A 20,664-nucleotide genomic window follows, 5' to 3' on the forward strand; every position below is an offset into this window, starting at 1 on the left:
CTTAATGATGTGTCATTTTATAACCGTATCCGTAAACAGTATGGATAATATTTTCGTTAATATTTATTTTATTTCTTAAATTATTTATATACACATTTAGAGAATTCGATTTATCATTATAGTCAATTCCCCAAATATATTCAATAATCTGCTCTTTAGATAAACAAAGATCTATATTGTTATATAAATAAAAAAATAGTTTTTTTTCGGTATTGCTCAATTTAATCTCTTTCTTTGTATTAGAATCTAAAACACTTTGAGTAATGTTATTAATCATTAACCCGCTTATATACGTATATTCACTATATTTATTATTCAATAAATTCTCTAATCGAGCTATAAGTTCTAAAGGCTCAAATGGTTTAGGGATAAAATCTTCCCCTAGTTCTAATCCCTTAATTTTATCTTCTAATTGGCTGTGAGCAGTTAAAAACACTACTGGTTTTTGAGGATAAAGTAATTTTATTTTTTTACATACTTCATAGCCATTATCAAATGGAATTTCAATATCTAATAAGAAAATATCAATATGTTCTAATTCAGAATAAGTAATTTGATTATCGGTTTTAATAAATACATTAGCAAAGTATTCACCTAAAAAGTCGTGCAAAAAATCCGATATGTATTTATCGTCTTCTAGTACAAAGATACTTAATGTTTTCATTATATTTTTCATAGTATTATTCTTCCTCCTTATTTCTCCATTTTTGATAACAAATAATGTCGAAGTGTGAATTATCATTATAATTTAAGATGTTAGATATTACAAACCGATCCATTGTCTGTTAATAATTTGAGATTCCTGTAGATGTAAGGTTATACCTAATGCTGGTTCATAGATTTAGAATATGATCAAACGATGTACCAAGTCATATGCGATAATACATACTTTAACTTGTTTATATAACAAAACAATAGTATTTAAAAATGTATAGAGATTCATTTTTTACACTGCTGCTTTTAATCTTAATATATTTAATTTTGTAGTAAGTTAAATAAATTGAGAACTTATTCAACAACAACGACAACATACTAAAAAAGTCTGGTTATAAAATACACTTTCACAAATACAGATGGTCTTAGTTAAAAAAATTTATAAAGTTCATATGTGGAATTGATTCATATTTAAAAGTCCCGAGTAATCGTAGAAACTTATAAGAAAGAAAATAAAATCGTTAATTTTAAGATTCTTTTAATATTCATATTATATTATGTACATATAAATAAACACATGCAAATTACAGGAGGAATATTTATGTTAACTATGGAAAAATTATTTATTGCAATAACGATTCTTACGTTCATATTATCTGTTTCATTATTTATTGTAGAAATCGTTAAGAATGGATTTAAGCAAAGTAATTTTAAATTATCTTTCACGCTCTTTATTATTTACATTATTAGTATGGTTATATTCTTATTAATACGTAACTAGGAGCATTCCTGTAATGAAGAAATTTGAGGTTTGAACAAAAAAGAGCCCTCTTGGTATAGTACAGGGTGTCATTGCAATGACCCCGAAATTAAAAAATACCAAGGAGGACTCATCCATGAATTATAATCAAAATCACAAAATATCGCAAATCACACCATCTACACTTGTAGTGGGAATAGACATTGCCAAAGACAAACATGTGGCACGAGCACAGGACGACAGAGGCTATGAATTTGGGAAAAGATTGATCTTTGAAAACCGAATAGAAGGCTTTGAAATCCTACTGGAATGGATTTCAAAGCTCCAGAAAGAACACGATAAAAACCATGTCATCATAGGAGCTGAGCCAACAGGTCACTATTGGATGAGTTTAGGTTATTATCTGATCAGCAAGGATACGGATTTTGTATTGGTTAATCCGATGCATGTCAAGAAAGCAAAAGAACTGGATGATAACTCGCCAACGAAAAATGATACCAAAGATGCGCGCGTGATTGCCCAGCTGGTGAAGGATGGGAGATACTCTATACCAAACCTTCTCGACGGCATCTATGCCGAGTTAAGAGAAGCCATGAAACTACGAGATCAACTCATCAAACAGCAGACAGTTACGGAAGGACGTATACAAAATAACATGCAGCGCTATTTTCCAGAGTTTCAGGATGTATTTAAACAATGGAATGGAAAGGCCGCATTATATACGTTACGGGCATTTCCATTTCCATCTGATATTCGTGATAAAACGCCAGAAGACGTACTGGAGGAATGGCAAACGGTCGTTAAACGTGGTGTTGGTATCAAACGAGCAACCAAACTGGTAGACAAAGCGAAGAAGAGTGTTGGCATAGAAATCGGCTTACGCTTTGCCAGACAAGAGCTACACAGCTTATTAGACCAATATGAGCTGTATGCAGAACAATTGAAAGAGCTGGATTTGGAAATAGAGGCGCTCTTAGGAGAGATACCAGGAGCAAAAGAAATGCTGGCTATCAAAGGACTGGGAGTAACAACCGTAGCTACCTTTTTCGCGGAAGTAGGAGATATATCAAATTATCATCATCCGCAACAACTCGTGAATCTGGCCGGCTTATCGTTGCGGGAGCACAGTTCCGGGAAATTCAAAGGGGAAACGAAAATAACGAAACGCGGACGGAAGAAACTGCGAAAGGCGATTTATTTAGCGATACGACCGCTCGTAGCGAATAATCCGACGTTTCAAACCTTGCATAGGTATTACACGACCCGCCCGGAAAATCCATTAAAGAAACAACAATCATTGATTGCGTTGTGTGGGAAATTATTACGTGCCTTGTTTGTCATTGGTCAAAAACAGTGTGAATTTGATGGAAGCAAGTTATTGAAAGGTTTACCTCAGATAGAAACTTTACAGGCAGCTTAAGCTGTAGAAGAAAGAAATAGCAACAAATGACCTTGGGAACTTAGAATACACAAACACCAATAATGCGGAGTCGGAGCTTATTTTTTCCATTCGGGCTAGACCCAGCATAGGAGCTTATTCCGACCTCCACCTTGTGGATACGCAGGACGAGGGAATGTATGGATACCAATCCCGTGATACATGGGAGGGTGAGCGACCATAAGAAGTGTGGAGTTACCAAGCATGGTTACACCATTTTTTACCAAATACTACCTGTTTGGTCGTTAGGATGGCTAGGAGTGCATTAGAATATTCTGTATTCTGACAAACGCTCCACCCCCACTATCCAACCCCAAATTGGATGTTTAAGAAATTCTAAGAAAACAAGAGCATTTCGGAGATATTTTAAGTATATAGAGGGAGGGAATTTAATGATAAATATAAAAGATGTTTCTTATAAAGTTGATGGAAAGTCGATATTAAAAAAAGTAAACTTGAAATTGGATGAGGGGAAAGTTTATGGCTTATTAGGCCCAAACGGAGCTGGAAAAACAACATTATTTAAAGCTCTTTTGAATGCGATAAAATATGAGGGGGAAATAATTAATAACAATAATAATATGCTTGTTGGAAAGCTAATAGAGTATCCTGCCTTTTATCCTAACTTAAGTTGCTTTGAAAACTTAAAGTTACATGCATCTTATGCTCAGTTAGATGACTATCCAAATATCGATAATTTATTAAAACTTGTAGGAATATTTAATGCTAAAGATAAGAAATTTAAGAATCTTTCTATGGGAATGAAGCAAAGACTAGGTGTGGCTAAGGCGCTAATGGGAAATCCGAATATTTTATTATTAGATGAACCAACAAATGGATTAGATCCAATGGGAATAAAGGAAATGCGTAATTTAGTGGAAAAGGAAATAAGAAACAAAAATAGAATTGTAATGATTTCAAGTCACAATCTAAATGAAATTTCTCATATAACAGATACTTTAATATTTATTAACAACGGAGAAATAGTACTAGAAATAGAAAACGAAGATAAGACTTATATTATTGGAAAAGTGAAAGAAATTTCAAATGAGCAAAAAGACAAATTAACTTTATTAAAGAACAATAAGAATGAAGATATAGTTGTTTTAAGCAATAAAAAATACGACATTTTAAGTCAAAGCAAGTCAATTCTATTAGACGATATTCAATATTTGGATTTAGAAAATCTTTATATTGAATTAATGTCGTTAGCAGCAGAGGTGAAGGCCGTATGATTCAATTAATTAAAAATGAATTGGTTAAGGTAAGAAGCGAAAAGTATATAAAATTTATTTTTATTTTAAATCTCATCCCAATATTAATGAATTTTGCAAATTATATCGTGAATAACAAAAGTATGAGTTTAGAGAATGGATTTTACTTTACTTTTTATAACCAATATTTTATGTTGCTTCCTATTATCACAAGTATTATTATTTCATCTATATTTTATATAGAATATAGAAATAATACTTATTTAGATTGGGTAACATACAATATTCCGAGAAGAAAATTATTCTTTTCAAAGTTATTTGTATCACTATTAATTATGGCTGTAATTTTTATATCTAATCTAATAATTTTGTTGGTATTTTATAGTATCGTGGATCGAGAATTCTCTAATCTATATAAAATAATATTGTCATTCACCACATTACACTTAATTGTAGTTATAAGTGTTTCTTTAATCTTTTCGGTAATCATTCAACTAACAAGAAATATTGTGATAAGCATTTCTATTGGTATAGGTGGCTCTCTAATTTCTATGATTTTAATGGCAGCTCCATTTTCTTATTTAATACCATTAACTTTCGGATATAGAGCTGGTTTATACTTTGTTGATAATGAATTTTATTATGACAATCCTTTAATTTCTACCCTTGTAGGAATTGGAATAACTATAGTATTAGCTTTAATTATGCTAATATTAAGTTTGAAAATAATTAATAAAAAAGCTATTTAAATTGTATTTACATTAGAAATATAAGAGATATTAAGTATTTGTATTTTGCAAAACAATTGTACACAGAATTGCAAAACATCAATACATAGTTTTGCAACGAAAAATACATGGGGAATTTTGTTATTTGACACGGAGCCTCTACGAGCATGAGTCAAGAGCCATGGAGCCAGACTGCACAAAGGATCTGGCTCTTCCGCAGAAGGGTATCATGCTCGCCTCTCCGTATCAAAAAGTGATCATTTCGTTATGTATTTTTTCTTTGCAATTCTTTGAATTTAGCCTTGCAAAGTTGTGTACTTTATTTTGCATTACACAGTATTAGAAGACGAAGAGGCTATGTATGGCAAGGCCCCTTCGTTTTCTTATATTCTAATTTATAAAATCGTTAGATTTAGATAAAAAAACTCCTGATTATGTACTTTGATAACGAAGAAATAGATGCTTTTATTTTTTTAGGAGGACGAGAAATACTATTAGTTAGGAATCAATACTTTCATAAAGATGTATAAAAATATCTAAAATCACCATAGAATCAATATATGATTATATAGTTGGTCATCGAGTAATAACCAATATACAAGGAGTATTATGTAGTACCAATTTATTAATTTGTAATTGAAAAAACAATAAAATAGCAAGATTAATCAAAAAAAAATGAAGAATTCCTTTATTCTATATAAAGAGAGTAAAATCAATATGCAAATTAAGTAGTACTCTTACAAGTCTAAGTCAAAAAGGGGAGAGCATAAATGGAGATAAAAAAGAAGGGTTGGTTTTTGACTGGGTTAGACCCATTAAGCTATGAAATGGGTATTGATTATGAAATTGTACTAGAGGGAAAAGCATCAGGTTATTTAAAATCTAAAACAGAAGTGGATTCAACGAGTTTTGCCACTATGATGCAAATGTTTAAAGCAAATCGATATAAAGGAAAACGCGTAAGACTTTCGAGTTATATATGTACAAAAGGTGTAAAAAACTCTGCTGGGATGTGGATGGGTGTAAAGGATACAATGGAAGAGTTAGTCCAATTAGATAATATGAGTAATCGGCCTGTTAAAGGGTCTACAGATTGGAAACTATATTCCATAGTTTTAGATGTGCCAAATAATAGTACTACTATATTATTCGGAATCATTTTATCAGGGAAAGGAACAGTATGGGCAAATCAATTTTTTTTGGAAGAAGTAAATGAAAATATTCCAACTACTAATATGCAGCAGCAGGATGAAATGCTGAATTCTCCTGTAAATCTATCATTTGATAAAGATTCCAACCACTAATAAACACCAATGAGTTAATATGATATTTTGTTTTACTGTTTAATGACACCAAGTGTTTTTATGAATGACAACATTTTATTATTTTGCCTTTGAAACGATAATTTTTCTGTAAGGTTCTTTGTCTGGAAGCGCAACAATTGCTCGTAACGTATATTCAAAATAGAACAAGAAGATAATTTTCTTTATTTCTTCATATTAGTAAATCTCTAATTTTTGCAGTTCTAAAGTATTGGATAAGAAACGAACCTTTAACAGCCTATTTTTATGTTAGGGTTATGATGTAAATAAATTTTAGAAAGGAAAAAGAATTATGTATTATTAAGATTTAAAAGAAATGTTACGAAATGAAACAGCAAGAGATTGGGAATTTGAGGATTATGTTTAGCAATTGATTACTTTAGTAAAGTTGGAGCATCCTACATCATTGGGGATAGCAAAGCAGTTAGTATCTGAAGGGACCTGCTCTTTGACTGATAAGCAGATCGAGGTTTTGTGGATAAGGGTTTAGATAGTGATTTTTTTGCAGAAGAATGTCAAGGTGGTCATGACATTCCACCCGGAGGAATTAAAATGACAGGCTGTAGCGTTCTATCTCGAACAAGGAAATAGTCTAAAGGTAACTTGTGAACAATTTAATATTTCGTCCACATCCGTTTTACGTCGTTTGATAAATGTAACCGCTACCCCAAATCGACAAAGATTAATGAACGGAAAAGTAGTTGCAGTAGTACTGGCAATATTAGGTGCAATATTAGTAGCTATCATCCCTTTGAGTATGGCATTCAATATGTACCAGCCTTGCAATCTTTTTTACCGCCTTTTGCGGAAGGCTTTACCAGTTAAGCCTCCTTGCATACTTAATGTGCATGCCAAGCAGCATGACATTAGGAATACAGGAGGTTTTTTATGTTCCTATATTGAAGATTTCCAATACATCTGTACACGTTTTGGATTTGTTCCATTTCTATTTTTGTCTTAAAGCTATGGCACTTATTTATTTTGAAGCAACTAATTATTTTATTCAAACTGAACAAAAAGAAGTGCGTGCACCTTATTTAGCAATTGATAAGAAATCAATAGGTAATCAAGTTATGCCTCAGGATAATAATGTTATTATAATCCCTTCTCTTTTTATGATGAATAACTTTTCTAAAACATTTCTACATCATATGAATAAACTTAATGTTGATTTAACTAAGCGTGGCGAAAGTTTCGAAACAGCAATTCAATCTTTGTTTACTAAACATGGCCTTCCGCCAAATTCAGCGGCTATCCACAATACTTGAATGGTTATCTTAACCTTTAAAATGGTAAACTTAAAATAACTACCCTAATTAAGAAAGAGGCAAAACAATGGAACTAAAACACATGATTTATTTTATAGAAATCGTCAAAACTGGCAGCATGACTAAGGCATCAGAAAAGCTGTATATTTCACAGCCTACGATTAGTAAGCTTTTACGGAATCTAGAAGCAGAATTAGGAATGGAATTATTTGACCGTCATAAACGGCAAATGGTGCTTACTGATGCGGGAAAAGCTTTTTTACAGCAGGCAAAAGAAATTGTCCGGTTATATGAAAATCTTCCGACAGAAATGAATAATTTGTTAGGAATGAAGCAGGGGCATATTAAAATAGGGCTGCCTCCGATTATGAATGTAAAGCTGTTTATTCACACGCTTGGAGAGTTTCATGAGAGCTATCCGGATATCAGCTTTGAATTATTAGAAAGTGGCAGTAAGCGGATTGAAGAGAGCATCATTAATGATGAGGTCGATGTCGGTATTACGGTGCTGCCGACAGATACGGATACCTTTCATCAATTTTTTCTGCTTGAGGAACAGTTGAAATTGGTGGTTCCGCGCTCTCATAAATTTGCCGAGAGAGAGAAAGTAAGTCTTATTGAATTAAAGGATGATGACTTTATTTTATTTAGTGAAGATTTCATCTTAAATGATCGTATAACCGAGGCGTGTAAGACTGCTGGTTTTATTCCTAAGGTGATTGCGGAGAGCTCACAGTGGTACTTTATCGAACAGATGATTACGGCAAGCCTTGGGGTAAGTATTCTCCCGGCAAGTATTATTGACACGCTAAAGGAAGACGTTGTCAGTATTGAAATTGCGGATCCTTCGATTTTATGGCAATTAGCAATTATTTGGAAGAAGAATAGCTATACCTCCTTTGTTACCAAAGAGTGGCTGAAGTTTATGCAGGAACAATTGATGTTTAAAGATGGCAAAAATAATTAAATATGGCGCTTCCATAGATTTCATCTATAGTTCAAATAAAGAATAACTATTTTTATTATAGAACGATAGGATTTAAGATAAGTATAGAGTAAAAATAAAGCAATTTTATTAAGGAAGGGAACACTTGAAATATGAACAGTTATAAGCATCCAAACGAAAGCAGAGTAGTTAGTACGGATCAAGTGCTAATCAATGATTTAAATAATTACAATACCCTCTTTGGAGGTGTATTGATGAAGAAATTAGATAATAATGCCACGCTTTCTGCAAGAAGGCATGCCAGAGTGAAGGAATGTGTCACAGCCTCTACGGACTCAATTGATTTTCTTCATCCGATTCGTCAGTCTGATTCGGTATGTATTGAATCCTTTGTTTCCTATACAGGCAATACATCGATGGAGATTTTTTGTAAGGTGATTGCCGAGGATATGATTACAGGGGAGAGAAAAATTGCTGCCACTGCTTTTCTTACCTTTGTTGCCCTGGACAGCAACAAAAAGGCTGTGAAAGTAGCACCCATTGTACCGGAATCAACAGAAGAAAAATTCTTATATGAATCTGGCGAAAAACGGGCAGCGATGCGCCGGAAGCGAAGAGAACACAGTAAAGAGCTGACACAAATTATTGGTTTGGAAAAACCATGGGAAAGAGGAGATATCTATGTTTGTTAATATAAATAGTTTATATCATATAGAGGAAGAGCTTGACCAGCTTCAAAGGGATTACAGAGAATTGTATGAGCATTTACAGCATATCGTGAGTCTGACTAGACAGTTGCAGATTCCTTACAAATATTTAGGGGAACTATTAGTAAGAAATGAAGAAGCAACCAAACCTCCTTTTATTCGGGAGTCTGTTATACACCTTTATCAGAAAGAAGTGAATTTATTAAAAGAGCAAAAGGATTTTGAAAAATTGCTGTCTATCCTGCAGCGTTTAGAACAAGTTTCCTATTCACAAGTATTTCTGTTAGTGCTGGGGGCAAAGCCGGAGCTTATTCAGGTCAATACAATCATTAAATAGCAGCCAGGGCTTATCACCATGTTGTTTGGAGTGATAAGCCCTGTTTTTGCGATTGTGGGCACGTAAATAAAATAGTCATGATTATATCAGCAGCTTTGTGTTAAAATAATTTGAATAATATTACTTTAATTAAATTAGCTGTTCTGTGAAATATCTATCAGGCTTTACGAAGAATGGAGGCTTTCTTGATGAAAAAGTATTCTTGGATCAGTTATCTATCACTCGGGCTGCCTATACTATTATTTCTATTATTGTTTGCCGTGGCTGATATAGAACCATTAGTATTAGCTCAAACTATACTTATTGCTCAATTAATTGGCGCTCCGTTATCAATCATCTTAAGTGTAGCTGCTCTTTTTAAAAAGAATGAAAAAAAGGTTGTTGCCGTATTTGGATTGATAATTTCTCTCAACTTAACGGGAGCACTTGTTTATTTGCTTTTACTAGGTTTTGGTATGGGGGAGGCGTGAGAAGGAGTATAAGCAGGGGGGAATAAGATGAATAGAAAACCTTAAGTAGCTTTGTTAGTTTAATCTGGCGGATGGGATTAACGTCAGGGCAGGCATTCAGACGAAATGAAATCACGCTGACTACCCAGCCAGCTCTTCTACACAATCCAATTATTTAACATCTCATTCTGAAACCTTTACAATAAACAGGGAGAAGTCAAAAAGAAAGGGTGAGTGTGTTGAATATCTTAGTAGTTGGAGCAAATGGACAAATAGGGAAGCATCTGGTCAAGCTGATTCAAGACAATGGGGATCAGGCACGTGCGATGATTCGCAAGGAAGAGCAAGCGAATTATTTTAAAGATTTAGGTGCAGAAACGGCCATTGTTAACTTAGAGGATGAAGTCGATGCAATTGCTAATGCAGCAGAGGGTGTGGACGCGGTCGTATTCACAGCTGGTTCCGGTCCGAAAACTGGAAAGGATAAAACCCTGATGATTGATTTGGATGGAGCGGTGAAAACCATTCAAGCGGCAGAACAGGCGAATGTTAAACGTTTTGTCATGATTAGTTCGTTTGATACCAACCGTGAAGCTATTCAATCAGCCCCTGAATCGTTTGCACCTTATGTCGTAGCAAAACACTATGCAGATGAGTGGCTGTTAAACTCCGATTTAGACTATACCATTATTCATCCAGGACTATTAACGAATGAACCTGGCACCAATCAAGTAAATCTTGGAGCCAATGTGGAACGGGGAGAAGTCCCTCGGGAAGATATTGCGAAAGTGATTTATACCAGCTTGAAAAATGATACAACCATCGGCAAGAGATTCCGCGCAGTAGGCGGACAGACAGCTGTTGAAGAAGCGATACAGTCGGTGTAATAAATAAAAACGTCAGATTTTCTAATCTGTCTAGAAAGACCTGTGCTATGTAAAAGATGGGCACAGGTCTTTCTTTGTTAAATAGCCTTTTAATATGGGAGCAATTAATATCAGCTTGAGATAATAAAAAAATAAAGAGGGCATAATGGTATCATTTCATTTCAATTTAAAAAATTAGAATTTTAAAAACCAATATACTGTATAAAAAAGAGAGGGATTTATAATGAATGCTTTAATCAAAAAAGTCTTTGAACAAGTAAAAACAGAAAATCTAATTCTTCGAAAGCCATCAGAAGCAGATGCTTATGCTGTCCTTGAGATTGAAGGAGATCCCAAAACAAATACATACCGGCCGTCTGGACCAATGAAAAACATAGAGGAAGCTCTGGAAAAGATAGAGCTTTGGAATAAGGACTGGATAACACATGGCTGTGGTTATTGGATGATTTCTGAGCATAAGCGCTCGGATGTAGTAGGAATTGGAGGCGTAAGAAATATAAATTGGCAAGGGCGCGAAGTGTTAAACTTGTACTATAGATTTTCACCAAAGTTTTGGGGAAGAGGATATGCTGCGGAGGTAGCCAGATATTCTGTGTATTTAGCTCGTGAACACCTTTCTGAATTACCAATCATATCGAGAGTTCGTCCATCTAATATACCTTCGTTAAGGGTTGCGGAAAAAAGTGGGCTGCTGCGTCACCCAAGTTTAGATAGTGCGGAGCATATTGTATTTACTTCAGGATGGGATTGAATGTTGAAAAATATATTCAAATAAACTGGGAGGTTTTAAGGATATTGAGATTTCTTAGAATGTATTTTCCCAGCTAATTACAACAACATCTAGGAATATGTTAACATGAAGAACAGAATATATAAAATTCTCACAATTAAATCGTATTGAAATAGAGAAGGGGATTAATAAATGATGGGAAATATCGGAATACCAGGGATGATTATTACGGTGATAGCTGTTGTCCTTGTTATTTATCTGATTAGAAGACTGTTAAAAAGATAGAGGGGAACGCTTTATTTCTTTATTAAATAAGCTTTCCTCTTGATGTTATCAGATAAATGCGCGAAATAATAATTAATCTGCAAATCGATATATTGAATAATTATTCTTGTTAATTAAGCTAATAAAAAAATAATAGAATAGCAGGAGGAATGAAAGTGATAGAATCCAGAAATCCAAAGGATGTACATAAACCATTAGCTCCGTATAGTCATCAAATCGAAGTCTCCGGAGACATACGGTGGTTAAATTTGTCGGGCCAGTTAGGGATGGATATGGAAGGCAATGTCTCAGAGGATTCCGTGGAGCAATTAAAAATGGCCTTTGAAAACATTCGCATCAATTTACAGGAAGCGGATATGGACGTAGAAAACCTGACGAAGCTTGTTTTTTATATTGTCGGGGAAATGGATGCGGATAGAAGAAGAGAAGCAATTGGCGAATTTTTAGGGGATCACCTTCCTTGTACAACGATGGTTTTTGTTGCCGGGTTAGCCGGTCCGCGATTTAAAGTAGAGATAGATGCATGGGCGTGTAAAGAAAATAAATAAGGAGCTATATAAAATGGATTGTCCAATTTAACAATCTCTCTTCATATCTGCAATTGAATTATGAAGCAGGGAGATATCTACAAAACGGAATAAGCACTATGGCGGGTAGGAATATCAGTTATACGCAGATAGGAATTTTTTCAGGCATTTCCTGGAAGCAGTGTATCTCCCTTAAAGAGGAGAGAATTAAATTGAAATCGATACTCATTAACCAAGATTTTAGACGTATGTGGGGTTCAGAGTTTCTTTCTATTTTAAATGGAAGGTTTAAAGAGCTGTTGATTCCTTTAGTTGTATTAGGTCAAACCAGTTCGCCGCTAGTTACAGCCCTTGTCGCTTTGTCCCAGCAATTGGGTACGGTTCTATTTGCCATCCCAATCGGAACATGGGTAGAAACGAAGAATAAGGTCAGAATTGCATCTTCTTGTCATTTTTTATATGGAATAGGCATTTTTATGCTCGCGTTTCTTCTGGCAACACAGAATGTCAATGCAGTAATTATTGCTTCCTTGTTGTTCGTAATGGGGTTACTTGCCTTAATTAGCAGAACAGCGTTTACTTCAATGATTCCTGCCATTGCCGGCAGAGAAAATCTGTTAAAAGCACATACCAATATTGAAGCAGCTGATGCTATTGCTACTGTCATCGGCCCTGCGTTGGGTGGAATATTATTAGCAAAAACAGGCTCGGTATTAACGTTGCTTATTTGCGGGATTTTATCTCTTCTTTCTGCTCTGTTGATTGGTTTTATTCGTAATAAAGAAGGTTTTATAGGGACAGAGACGGAAGAGCTGCAAAAAAGTAAATGGAGCGTGTTTTTAAGAAGGTCCATCGCTGGATTGAAGATTTTAATCTCTAATCCACAACAGCTGATCAGCACAATAGCCATGGCAATATTAGCTTTCACAACGATATTTATTACATTAACTATAATCTTTTACGCTCGGATTACATTAGAGTTGTCTGAAGGGTTCATTGGTATTTTGCTATCGAGTGCTGGCGTAGGTAATATTGTTGGCATCTTTTTGATCAATAAATTCAAAAATCTAAATTGGGTGTTGCTGATGAGTTTCTTGCTGATTATCTCTGGTATAGGTATATTAATGATTACAGCAACAAACGTTTTTATTATGATGTGTTTTGGGATGGCTGTTTTTGATTGTGCGCTATCTATGGCTTTTATTGTGCAAGGTGCTATTCACCAGGGGATCACGCCAGATGAATTCTTAACAAGAGTCAGGAGCTCCACCTATGTTATTGGCGGACTATTTTCCATACTGGGAACTTTTTTAGCGGGAGCTATTCCGGAATTATTTATGGAAAAAATTGCTTTAATGATCGGGGCTTTTATTCTTTTGATGCCAGCTTGCATCTTCCTTCGTTTTGGAAAGGCTGGCGTTGCATTGAGCAAAGTAGAGCCAGTTTATAACAAATAGGAAAGTATAAACGAAGCAGCATATTAAAATTCTCGATAAGTATTTCGTTTTTCCGTCGAGAATTTTAATATGATTACGGGAGGGACATAGCATGAAATCGGTCAAAGTATATCATTATGATGCATTTAGTAAGGTGCCGAATAAAGGAAACCCTGCTGGAGTTGTTTTAAATGGGGATGAGCTGACAGATGAGCAAATGCAGGAAGTCGCATTTAAAGTAGGATTCAATGAAACGGCATTTCCAGTTAAATCAGAAACAGCAGACTTAGGGATACGTTTTTTTACACCTGGACATGAAATGAATTTATGCGGTCATGCGACCATGGCAACGGTGTATGCGTTAAAAACAAAAGGACTGTTCGGAGATAAAACAGAATTAACGATTGAAACTAAAGCAGGGATTTTACCAGTAAGGCTTGATTCTGCTCCTGAAAAGGAAATAACGATAACAATGAACCAGGCTGCACCGGAATTTGTAGCGTTCCATGGCTCTAAAATGGATTTAGCTCATTCGATTGGGATAGAAGAATCGGATATACATGATAACTTACCAATTCTTTATGGAAGCACAGGTGCTTGGACACTGCTGCTTCCAATAAATAATTTAGAAGCTTTTCGTAAAATGAAACCAGAGAATAAAGATTTTCCTGCAATTTTAAAGGAGATGCCTAAATCGTCTGTACATCCAATTTGTATCGAAACGTATGATACAGATGCGGATATGCATGCAAGGCACTTCTCTTCTCCATTTTCAGGTACTGTAGAGGATGCAGTAACAGGAACAGCGTCGGGAGTAATGGGTGCTTATTATACTGACTATATAAGAGAAGATAGGAAAGATGTGATGAAGCTTGTGGTGGAGCAGGGACATGAAATTGGTAAAGATGGCAGGGTAGGTGTTCAGGTATCTAAGAATGGGGAGTCATATGATATTCAAATTACCGGGAATGCTGTTTTTGTGAAAGACTTTGAGATTATGTTGGAAAATTAGAAGAATACAAGTAATGTATATTGATGAAAATATCTTACTGTGAAAGTCAAAATCAAGGAGTGATTATTCTAATGAAGGTTATAGATAACAGAGGAGAAACGCATGAGTGGACGCTAATCGCTGTTGCATTGTTATCTCTGATTACTTTCAAGAAAATAAAGAAGGTAGAAAGATATAAAAATAAATTAAAAGGGACTTTTATTCCGTATTAAAGAGGTGAGGAAGTATGAAATCGGTAATTTTTGATATGGACGGAACATTATTTCAAACAGATAAAATTTTAGAATTGTCATTAGAAGATACGTTTACCTATTTAGCTTCTTTAGGGAAATGGGGAGACTCCATCCCAATTGATAAGTTCCGGGAAATTATGGGAGTTCCATTGCCGGTAGTATGGGAAACTTTACTGCCGAATCATTCTGTGAAGGAAAGAGAGCAAGTCAATGATTATTTTCAAGATAGATTAATTGAAAATATAAAAAACGGAAAAGGTGCATTATATCCGAATGTACAGGATATTTTTGAGTTTTTATTAAAGGATGGTTATACCATATTCATCGCCAGTAATGGAGTACCAGCCTATTTAAAAGCGATTGTGGATTATTATCATTTAGATGACTGGGTTTCAGAGACTTATAGTATTGAACAAATCGAATCATTTAGTAAATCTGATTTAGTCAAAACTATTTTAACGAAATATGGAATAGAGGAAGCGGCAGTGGTTGGAGACCGGATATCAGACATTAAAGCAGCAAAAGATAATGGATTGACAGCTGTAGGATGCAGCTTTGATTTTGCGAAAGAAGAAGAGCTTTCGCAAGCAGATGTTGTGATTAATGATTTAATTGAATTAAGAAGAATGCAATTCACCTAAAAAATAACGGATATTCAACAGACAGGGGGATATAATGTTTCTTAGCTCAAAAAAGAATAAAGATTTTGTTCCTATAACAGAACATGTCCTAAATACAGCGGAAAAGGTAACCTGCTCCGGAGCTGCTGCTTTTGTAATTCACAACGATAAAGTAGTATTAGAAGACTATTTTGGAAGCCAATCAAACAAATCAGGTTCAAGAAAAGTTCAGGAAGATACCCAATTTCATGTAGCCTCTGTCAGGAAAAGCTATATCGGATTTGCTGTGGCATGCGCAGTCTATTATGGGAAAATTAAAACCATAGATGATTTGATACTGCATTATTTGCCTGGACTTAATGAAGATATATGGAAGGATACAACAATAAGGCATGTATTAACCCATACACATGGTTTACATAAAAAAGAAGATACGGTATTTCGAGAATTTCCTGCAGGAGAAAATTGGTCATATAGACAGGTTGGAATAGATGTATTAACGGAGCTCATAAAACAAACAACTGGTAAAACGGTATCTGAAATTGTTCATGAACAGGTTTTTAATCCTTTCGAATTTAATGAATCAGATTGGTACGCACAAAAACATGAGAAGCTTGTGGATGTTATCCTTGGAGATGAATCTGATAAAAATTGGAATGTTAGTGAAAGCACGGAAGGCAACAAAATGAATATGTATGTATCTGCACGTGAATTGGCATATTGGGGCTATGTCCATCTTAAGGAAGGCTATCTAAACGGAAAACAAATGATACCGAAAGAAATAATACAGATGGCTGCAACGGTACAAAGCCCATCAACGGTAGATAAAAACCTTCCGCAAAATGGCTTTTTATGGTTTGTGAAAGACTTACCGGCTGAAAAAACAGAAATTGGACAAAGCGTTCCTAAAGAATCGTATCAGATACTGGGATATACAGGAGTAACGTTATTAGTGATTCCACAGGAAAATATAGTAGCTGTACGGATGTTTAACAGCTTCGGGTCACCTGAAGGGTATGATTATTTATCGGATGTCCGATCATTTGGAGATACGGTGATGCGTTGTTTATCATGAAGAAGAACAAAAACTCCCGCTGCGTGAAGTTTCGTTATATTGGTTCCACTCCTTTTTACAACTAGACTAGAGGTTTTGACCCCCCTATATAAAATAATAGTTCTTAGTCAGGAGGAAATCGTGTTGAGAAATGCTATTGAACTGCCAAAACAATTCAATTTTAAAGCTGCTGTTACCGATCACGGATGGTATTTACTGCCGCCTTTTCAAGCTAACGATGACAGAAGTGTTTTAAAAAGGGTAGAAGCGCTTTCAACTGGTAAAATCGTTCTGCTGCATATAACACAGAATCAAAATACATTGATGATAGAAACAGGGGGTAAGCAAACGTTAACGAGAGAAGAAAGTGAAGAGGTTGTTCGCAAGGTTAACTGGATGCTTCGTTTAGATGAGGATTTTCGTGCTTTTTATCAAATGTGCAGCGCTGACCAGAATATGCAGGAAATCGTAGCGGAAAATAAAGGAAGACTTTTACGCTCCCCAAGCATCTTTGAAGATATTGTAAAGACGATTTTCACAACCAATACGACCTGGAGCCGGACCATTGCCATGACAACGAATTTTGTGAGTCATTTAGGAGAAAGATACTCGAATGAGTCGGAATTATTTACTTTTCCTGCACCAGAAGCAGTTTTAAAAAAAGATAAAACCTTTTTAAATAAAAGCATCAAATTAGGCTATCGAAGTGATTATATTTATGATCTTGCATTAAACATATGTAATGGTGTATATGACTTAGAGGAACTTACCAATCCAGAAATGCCGACTGAAGATGTCGTTCACAAGCTGAAAGAAATTAGAGGCGTCGGACCTTATGCACTCAGCATTATTTTAATGTTATTAGGAAGATACGACTTTTTGCCAGTAGACAGCGAATTTAAAAAGCATGTAAAAAATAAATATTTCGCTGGTGAACTTCCACCTAAATCACAATTGCAGCAGCTATATAAAGAATGGGGAGAGTTTAAGTTTTTGGCTTATTGGTTTGATAAGTGATATGAAAATGCCGGGAATAATGGAATGGGGAGTATAATCGATTATGTTCACTTCACGCCCGGTCTTATTTCAAAGTATAATTTTTATCTTAGAAAACTGTCTGTAAAACTCCCGTCAAAATCAAACGTAAAAATAAATTTATTCAGGCGTGGAATCAGATGAGCTAACTTCCTAAATCACTTAGGCTAACGCAATGAGAGAAAAACAGCAGACTAAGTTCGCAATCTCCTGGGGCTGCGATTACTCACCCCATCGGAAACATTTGTGCGTTGAAAACTCCCACTGAATGAAGTTGCGTTTTATATGCTTCATCATAAATTTTTTCATAACGATTTAATAAATGAACCAGATTCTATTGCGAAATAAGCAATATAGAATCTGGTTTATTTTTGTAGATATATCAGTGTGTTTGTACCTTCCGTAGAAATTATTCAAAACCAATTTAGTTAAAAGACTTGCATTTTTATAAAATAACTCTTATGATAATTAACATAACTTTATATGTTAGGTAATATTACATATAAAGTTATTCGAAAAATTAATATAAATTGTTGAAGCTGGCTATGTAATCTATTCTTCAATGCTGGATTAGAAATACCAGTTTGCATCCCAATAATTATCGAACTATTGGGAATAACGAGATGATTTTTTAAATGATGTATCATCATTTAAATCAAGGAGGGAAGCCGATGAATCTGTTGCCAAGAGAAACGGATAAGCTGATGGTTGTTGTTGCTGCTGACCTTGCAAGGAGAAGAAAGGACAGAGGTTTAAAATTAAACCATCCGGAAAGTGTTGCACTGATTACTTATGAATTAATGGAAGGCGCAAGAGATGGCAAAAGTGTTGCTGAATTAATGCGCTTTGGCACAACCATACTTACGGAGGAAGATGTCATGGAAGGGGTACCTGAAATGATTAAGGATGTTCAGGTAGAAGCAACGTTTCCAGATGGAACAAAGCTGATAACTGTGCATCAGCCAATTAAATAGGAGGGATTTCGATGGTACCAGGAGAAGTGCTGCCAAAAGAAGGGACGATAGAAATTAACCAAGGAAGAGATACAACGAAAGTAACCGTCATTAATTTAGGAGACCGCCCAGTACAAGTTGGATCACATTTTCACTTCTATGAAATCAATACACAGATAAAGTTTGACAGGGATACCGCTTTTGGCAAAAGGTTGAACATTCCAGCAGGAACTGCGGTCCGTCTGGAGCCAGGGGATGAAAAGACGGTGGAGCTGGTAGACTTTGCCGGAGAGAGAAAGATATATGGATTTAATAATATGACAGATGGAAGCGTCGGGAAGGAGAAAGTAAATGGCTTATAATATTCCCCGAAAACAATATGCGGAAATGTACGGACCTACAACGGGTGATCGAGTGAGGTTATCTGACACGAATCTCATCATTGAAATTGAAAAGGATTATACCTCGTATGGGGATGAAGTTGTTTTTGGCGGAGGAAAAGTCATCCGGGATGGCATGGGACAAAATCCGCTTGCTCTAAATGATGAAGCTGCAGATACGGTATTGACAAATGCAATTATATTGGACTACACAGGGATTTATAAAGCGGATATCGGCATTAAAGACGGTAAAATATGCGGAATCGGCAAGAGTGGTAATGCGCTGGTGATGGATGACGTCGATATTACCATCGGTGCAGCGACTGATATTATCGGAGCGGAAGGTAAAATTGTGACTGCCGGCGGGATTGATGCCCACGTTCATTTTATTTCACCGCAACAGATTGAAACGGCGCTTGCATCTGGTTTAACAACATTGATTGGCGGCGGAACAGGGCCTTCTTCCGGTTCAAAAGCAACAACCGTTACGCCGGGGAAATGGAATATTCATAAGATGCTGGAGGCTGCAGAAGATTATCCGGTGAACATTGGGTATACAGGGAAAGGACAAGCTGCTTCGATCGATCCGTTAGCAGAGCAAATCGAAGCCGGAGCAATCGGTTTAAAAGTACATGAGGATTGGGGAGCGACTGCTTCTGCGATTGACCATGCGTTGACAGTTGCGGATAAATACGATGTACAGGTGGCGCTGCATGCAGATACCTTAAACGAAGGCGGATTTGTTGAAAATACAATGGCAGCACTGAAAGACCGCGTCATTCATATGTATCATACAGAGGGTGCAGGCGGCGGACATGCTCCGGATATCATTAAGTCAGCACAATATCCAAACGTGATTCCTTCTTCTACCAATCCGACCATGCCTTATACGGTCAACACGATTGAAGAGCATGTCGATATGCTGATGGTTTGCCATCACTTAAGTCCGTCGATACCGGAGGATGTAGCGTTTGCTGACTCTCGTATCCGCAAAGAAACAATTGCTGCTGAGGATGTTCTGCATGATATGGGTGTACTCAGCATTATCAGTTCCGACTCACAGGCAATGGGGCGGATTGGCGAGGTTATTTTAAGAACTTGGCAGACAGCGGATAAAATGAAAAAACAGCTCGGTATACTTGAGGGAGATACAGAAACTGCAGATAATAATAGAGTAAAACGTTATGTTGCAAAATATACGATTAACCCGGCGATTACCCATGGTATTTCCGAGTATGTCGGGTCGGTAGAGGCTGGGAAATATGCTGATTTAGTTGTTTGGCCAACGGAATTTTTCGGTGTGAAACCAGAATTGATTGTAAAAGGCGGCTCGATTATTGAAAGTGTGATGGGAGATGCCAATGCATCGATTCCAACACCACAGCCGGTTATTTATCGCCCGATGTTTGCAGCGCATGGGAAAGCAGTGCAACGAACATCCTTAACATTTGTATCCACTGCAGCCTATGAAAAGGGGATAAAGGAAGAGCTGGGTTTAGAGAAAACGGTATTGCCTGTAAAGAACATTCGTAATCTGACGAAGAAAGATATGAAGCTGAATGATAAGACACCAACCATTGACGTGGATCCGGAAACATATGAAGTAAAAGTGGACGGTGAAGCCATAACCTGTGAACCGCTGAAAGAGGTGGCGATGGGGCAACGATACTTTTTATTTTGAGGTGATGA

General features: G+C 35.9%; 22 protein-coding genes. 21 read left to right on the plus strand and 1 reads right to left on the minus strand.

Annotated elements, in window-relative coordinates; translation table 11 throughout:
- Position 1 precedes the first annotated feature (1 nt).
- Complete coding sequence (locus MKY45_RS09475) at positions 2–676, minus strand: response regulator transcription factor (protein ID WP_193064524.1); 675 nt, start codon at positions 674–676, stop codon at positions 2–4.
- Between the two features lie 874 nt (positions 677–1,550).
- On the opposite strand from MKY45_RS09475, the gene MKY45_RS09480 reads away from it, so the two are divergent.
- The 21 genes from MKY45_RS09480 (at position 1,551) to ureC (ending at position 20,656) form a co-directional block, all read left to right on the plus strand.
- The gene (locus tag MKY45_RS09480) at positions 1,551–2,834 is read left to right on the plus strand and encodes an IS110 family transposase (RefSeq protein ID WP_341035585.1); all 1,284 of its coding nucleotides are present in this window, start codon (positions 1,551–1,553) and stop codon (positions 2,832–2,834) included.
- A gap of 410 nt (positions 2,835–3,244) precedes the next feature.
- Entirely contained in the window at positions 3,245–4,087 is an 843-nt protein-coding gene (locus MKY45_RS09485) for an ABC transporter ATP-binding protein (RefSeq protein ID WP_341172861.1), read from the plus strand.
- On the plus strand, positions 4,084–4,815 hold the full coding sequence (locus tag MKY45_RS09490) for an ABC transporter permease (protein ID WP_341172862.1): 732 nt from the start codon (positions 4,084–4,086) through the stop codon (positions 4,813–4,815). The genes MKY45_RS09485 and MKY45_RS09490 overlap by 4 nt, the downstream gene beginning before the upstream one ends.
- Positions 4,816–5,564: 749 nt before the next feature.
- The gene (locus MKY45_RS09495; RefSeq protein ID WP_193064527.1) at positions 5,565–6,098 is read left to right on the plus strand and encodes a hypothetical protein; all 534 of its coding nucleotides are present in this window, start codon (positions 5,565–5,567) and stop codon (positions 6,096–6,098) included.
- Between the two features lie 878 nt (positions 6,099–6,976).
- Positions 6,977–7,384 (plus strand): hypothetical protein, encoded by a 408-nt coding sequence (locus tag MKY45_RS09500; RefSeq protein ID WP_193064528.1) that lies wholly within the window; start codon positions 6,977–6,979, stop codon positions 7,382–7,384.
- A gap of 67 nt (positions 7,385–7,451) precedes the next feature.
- The gene (gene cidR, locus MKY45_RS09505) at positions 7,452–8,351 is read left to right on the plus strand and encodes a cidABC operon transcriptional activator CidR (RefSeq protein ID WP_341172863.1); all 900 of its coding nucleotides are present in this window, start codon (positions 7,452–7,454) and stop codon (positions 8,349–8,351) included.
- A gap of 131 nt (positions 8,352–8,482) precedes the next feature.
- The gene (locus tag MKY45_RS09510; RefSeq protein ID WP_193064530.1) at positions 8,483–9,022 is read left to right on the plus strand and encodes an acyl-CoA thioesterase; all 540 of its coding nucleotides are present in this window, start codon (positions 8,483–8,485) and stop codon (positions 9,020–9,022) included.
- Entirely contained in the window at positions 9,012–9,374 is a 363-nt protein-coding gene (locus MKY45_RS09515) for a hypothetical protein (protein WP_193064531.1), read from the plus strand. The genes MKY45_RS09510 and MKY45_RS09515 overlap by 11 nt, the downstream gene beginning before the upstream one ends.
- A 188-nt stretch (positions 9,375–9,562) precedes the next feature.
- Positions 9,563–9,844 (plus strand): hypothetical protein, encoded by a 282-nt coding sequence (locus MKY45_RS09520; RefSeq protein WP_256706051.1) that lies wholly within the window; start codon positions 9,563–9,565, stop codon positions 9,842–9,844.
- 218 nt (positions 9,845–10,062) lie between these two features.
- Positions 10,063–10,710: an SDR family oxidoreductase gene (locus tag MKY45_RS09525; protein ID WP_193064533.1), complete on the plus strand. Its 648-nt coding sequence runs from the start codon at positions 10,063–10,065 to the stop codon at positions 10,708–10,710.
- Between the two features lie 223 nt (positions 10,711–10,933).
- Complete coding sequence (locus tag MKY45_RS09530) at positions 10,934–11,461, plus strand: GNAT family N-acetyltransferase (RefSeq protein WP_193064534.1); 528 nt, start codon at positions 10,934–10,936, stop codon at positions 11,459–11,461.
- A 413-nt stretch (positions 11,462–11,874) separates the two neighbouring features.
- Complete coding sequence (locus MKY45_RS09535; RefSeq protein WP_193064535.1) at positions 11,875–12,273, plus strand: RidA family protein; 399 nt, start codon at positions 11,875–11,877, stop codon at positions 12,271–12,273.
- 191 nt (positions 12,274–12,464) lie between these two features.
- Complete coding sequence (locus MKY45_RS09540; protein ID WP_341172864.1) at positions 12,465–13,709, plus strand: MFS transporter; 1,245 nt, start codon at positions 12,465–12,467, stop codon at positions 13,707–13,709.
- 91 nt (positions 13,710–13,800) lie between these two features.
- On the plus strand, positions 13,801–14,700 hold the full coding sequence (locus MKY45_RS09545; protein WP_193064537.1) for a PhzF family phenazine biosynthesis protein: 900 nt from the start codon (positions 13,801–13,803) through the stop codon (positions 14,698–14,700).
- 71 nt (positions 14,701–14,771) lie between these two features.
- Entirely contained in the window at positions 14,772–14,912 is a 141-nt protein-coding gene (locus MKY45_RS09550) for a hypothetical protein (RefSeq protein ID WP_175297046.1), read from the plus strand.
- A 14-nt stretch (positions 14,913–14,926) separates the two neighbouring features.
- Positions 14,927–15,574 carry an HAD-IA family hydrolase gene (locus MKY45_RS09555; protein WP_042533480.1) on the plus strand — a complete coding sequence of 216 codons (648 nt, stop codon included), beginning with the start codon at positions 14,927–14,929 and terminating at the stop codon, positions 15,572–15,574.
- 34 nt (positions 15,575–15,608) lie between these two features.
- A complete protein-coding gene (locus tag MKY45_RS09560; protein ID WP_042533481.1) occupies positions 15,609–16,628 on the plus strand; it encodes a serine hydrolase domain-containing protein in 1,020 nt (339 codons plus the stop codon).
- Between the two features lie 123 nt (positions 16,629–16,751).
- The gene (locus MKY45_RS09565) at positions 16,752–17,624 is read left to right on the plus strand and encodes a DNA-3-methyladenine glycosylase family protein (RefSeq protein WP_193064539.1); all 873 of its coding nucleotides are present in this window, start codon (positions 16,752–16,754) and stop codon (positions 17,622–17,624) included.
- Between the two features lie 689 nt (positions 17,625–18,313).
- Positions 18,314–18,616, plus strand: a complete 303-nt coding sequence (locus MKY45_RS09570; RefSeq protein ID WP_042533484.1) for an urease subunit gamma — start codon at positions 18,314–18,316, stop codon at positions 18,614–18,616.
- Positions 18,617–18,627: 11 nt separating this feature from the next.
- Positions 18,628–18,957, plus strand: a complete 330-nt coding sequence (gene ureB, locus MKY45_RS09575) for an urease subunit beta (RefSeq protein ID WP_193064540.1) — start codon at positions 18,628–18,630, stop codon at positions 18,955–18,957.
- A complete protein-coding gene (ureC, locus tag MKY45_RS09580; RefSeq protein WP_193064541.1) occupies positions 18,947–20,656 on the plus strand; it encodes an urease subunit alpha in 1,710 nt (569 codons plus the stop codon). The genes ureB and ureC overlap by 11 nt, the downstream gene beginning before the upstream one ends.
- The last annotated feature ends 8 nt before the right edge of the window (positions 20,657–20,664 follow it).

This window comes from Oceanobacillus sp. FSL K6-0251 (assembly GCF_038004725.1).
GTDB lineage: Bacteria > Bacillota > Bacilli > Bacillales > Amphibacillaceae > Oceanobacillus > Oceanobacillus oncorhynchi.

Coding starts and splice junctions, on each gene's coding strand:
- MKY45_RS09490 (WP_341172862.1), top strand. CDS start 4,084: ATGATTCAATTAATTAAAAATGAATTGGTTAAGGTAAGAAGCGAAAAG.
- MKY45_RS09500 (WP_193064528.1), top strand. CDS start 6,977: ATGACATTAGGAATACAGGAGGTTTTTTATGTTCCTATATTGAAGATT.
- MKY45_RS09550 (WP_175297046.1), top strand. CDS start 14,772: ATGAAGGTTATAGATAACAGAGGAGAAACGCATGAGTGGACGCTAATC.
- MKY45_RS09480 (WP_341035585.1), top strand. CDS start 1,551: ATGAATTATAATCAAAATCACAAAATATCGCAAATCACACCATCTACA.
- MKY45_RS09520 (WP_256706051.1), top strand. CDS start 9,563: ATGAAAAAGTATTCTTGGATCAGTTATCTATCACTCGGGCTGCCTATA.
- MKY45_RS09495 (WP_193064527.1), top strand. CDS start 5,565: ATGGAGATAAAAAAGAAGGGTTGGTTTTTGACTGGGTTAGACCCATTA.
- MKY45_RS09545 (WP_193064537.1), top strand. CDS start 13,801: ATGAAATCGGTCAAAGTATATCATTATGATGCATTTAGTAAGGTGCCG.
- MKY45_RS09555 (WP_042533480.1), top strand. CDS start 14,927: ATGAAATCGGTAATTTTTGATATGGACGGAACATTATTTCAAACAGAT.
- MKY45_RS09515 (WP_193064531.1), top strand. CDS start 9,012: ATGTTTGTTAATATAAATAGTTTATATCATATAGAGGAAGAGCTTGAC.
- ureB (WP_193064540.1), top strand. CDS start 18,628: ATGGTACCAGGAGAAGTGCTGCCAAAAGAAGGGACGATAGAAATTAAC.
- MKY45_RS09510 (WP_193064530.1), top strand. CDS start 8,483: ATGAACAGTTATAAGCATCCAAACGAAAGCAGAGTAGTTAGTACGGAT.
- MKY45_RS09530 (WP_193064534.1), top strand. CDS start 10,934: ATGAATGCTTTAATCAAAAAAGTCTTTGAACAAGTAAAAACAGAAAAT.
- MKY45_RS09475 (WP_193064524.1), bottom strand. CDS start 676: ATGAAAAATATAATGAAAACATTAAGTATCTTTGTACTAGAAGACGAT.
- MKY45_RS09485 (WP_341172861.1), top strand. CDS start 3,245: ATGATAAATATAAAAGATGTTTCTTATAAAGTTGATGGAAAGTCGATA.
- ureC (WP_193064541.1), top strand. CDS start 18,947: ATGGCTTATAATATTCCCCGAAAACAATATGCGGAAATGTACGGACCT.
- MKY45_RS09570 (WP_042533484.1), top strand. CDS start 18,314: ATGAATCTGTTGCCAAGAGAAACGGATAAGCTGATGGTTGTTGTTGCT.
- cidR (WP_341172863.1), top strand. CDS start 7,452: ATGGAACTAAAACACATGATTTATTTTATAGAAATCGTCAAAACTGGC.
- MKY45_RS09560 (WP_042533481.1), top strand. CDS start 15,609: ATGTTTCTTAGCTCAAAAAAGAATAAAGATTTTGTTCCTATAACAGAA.
- MKY45_RS09535 (WP_193064535.1), top strand. CDS start 11,875: ATGAAAGTGATAGAATCCAGAAATCCAAAGGATGTACATAAACCATTA.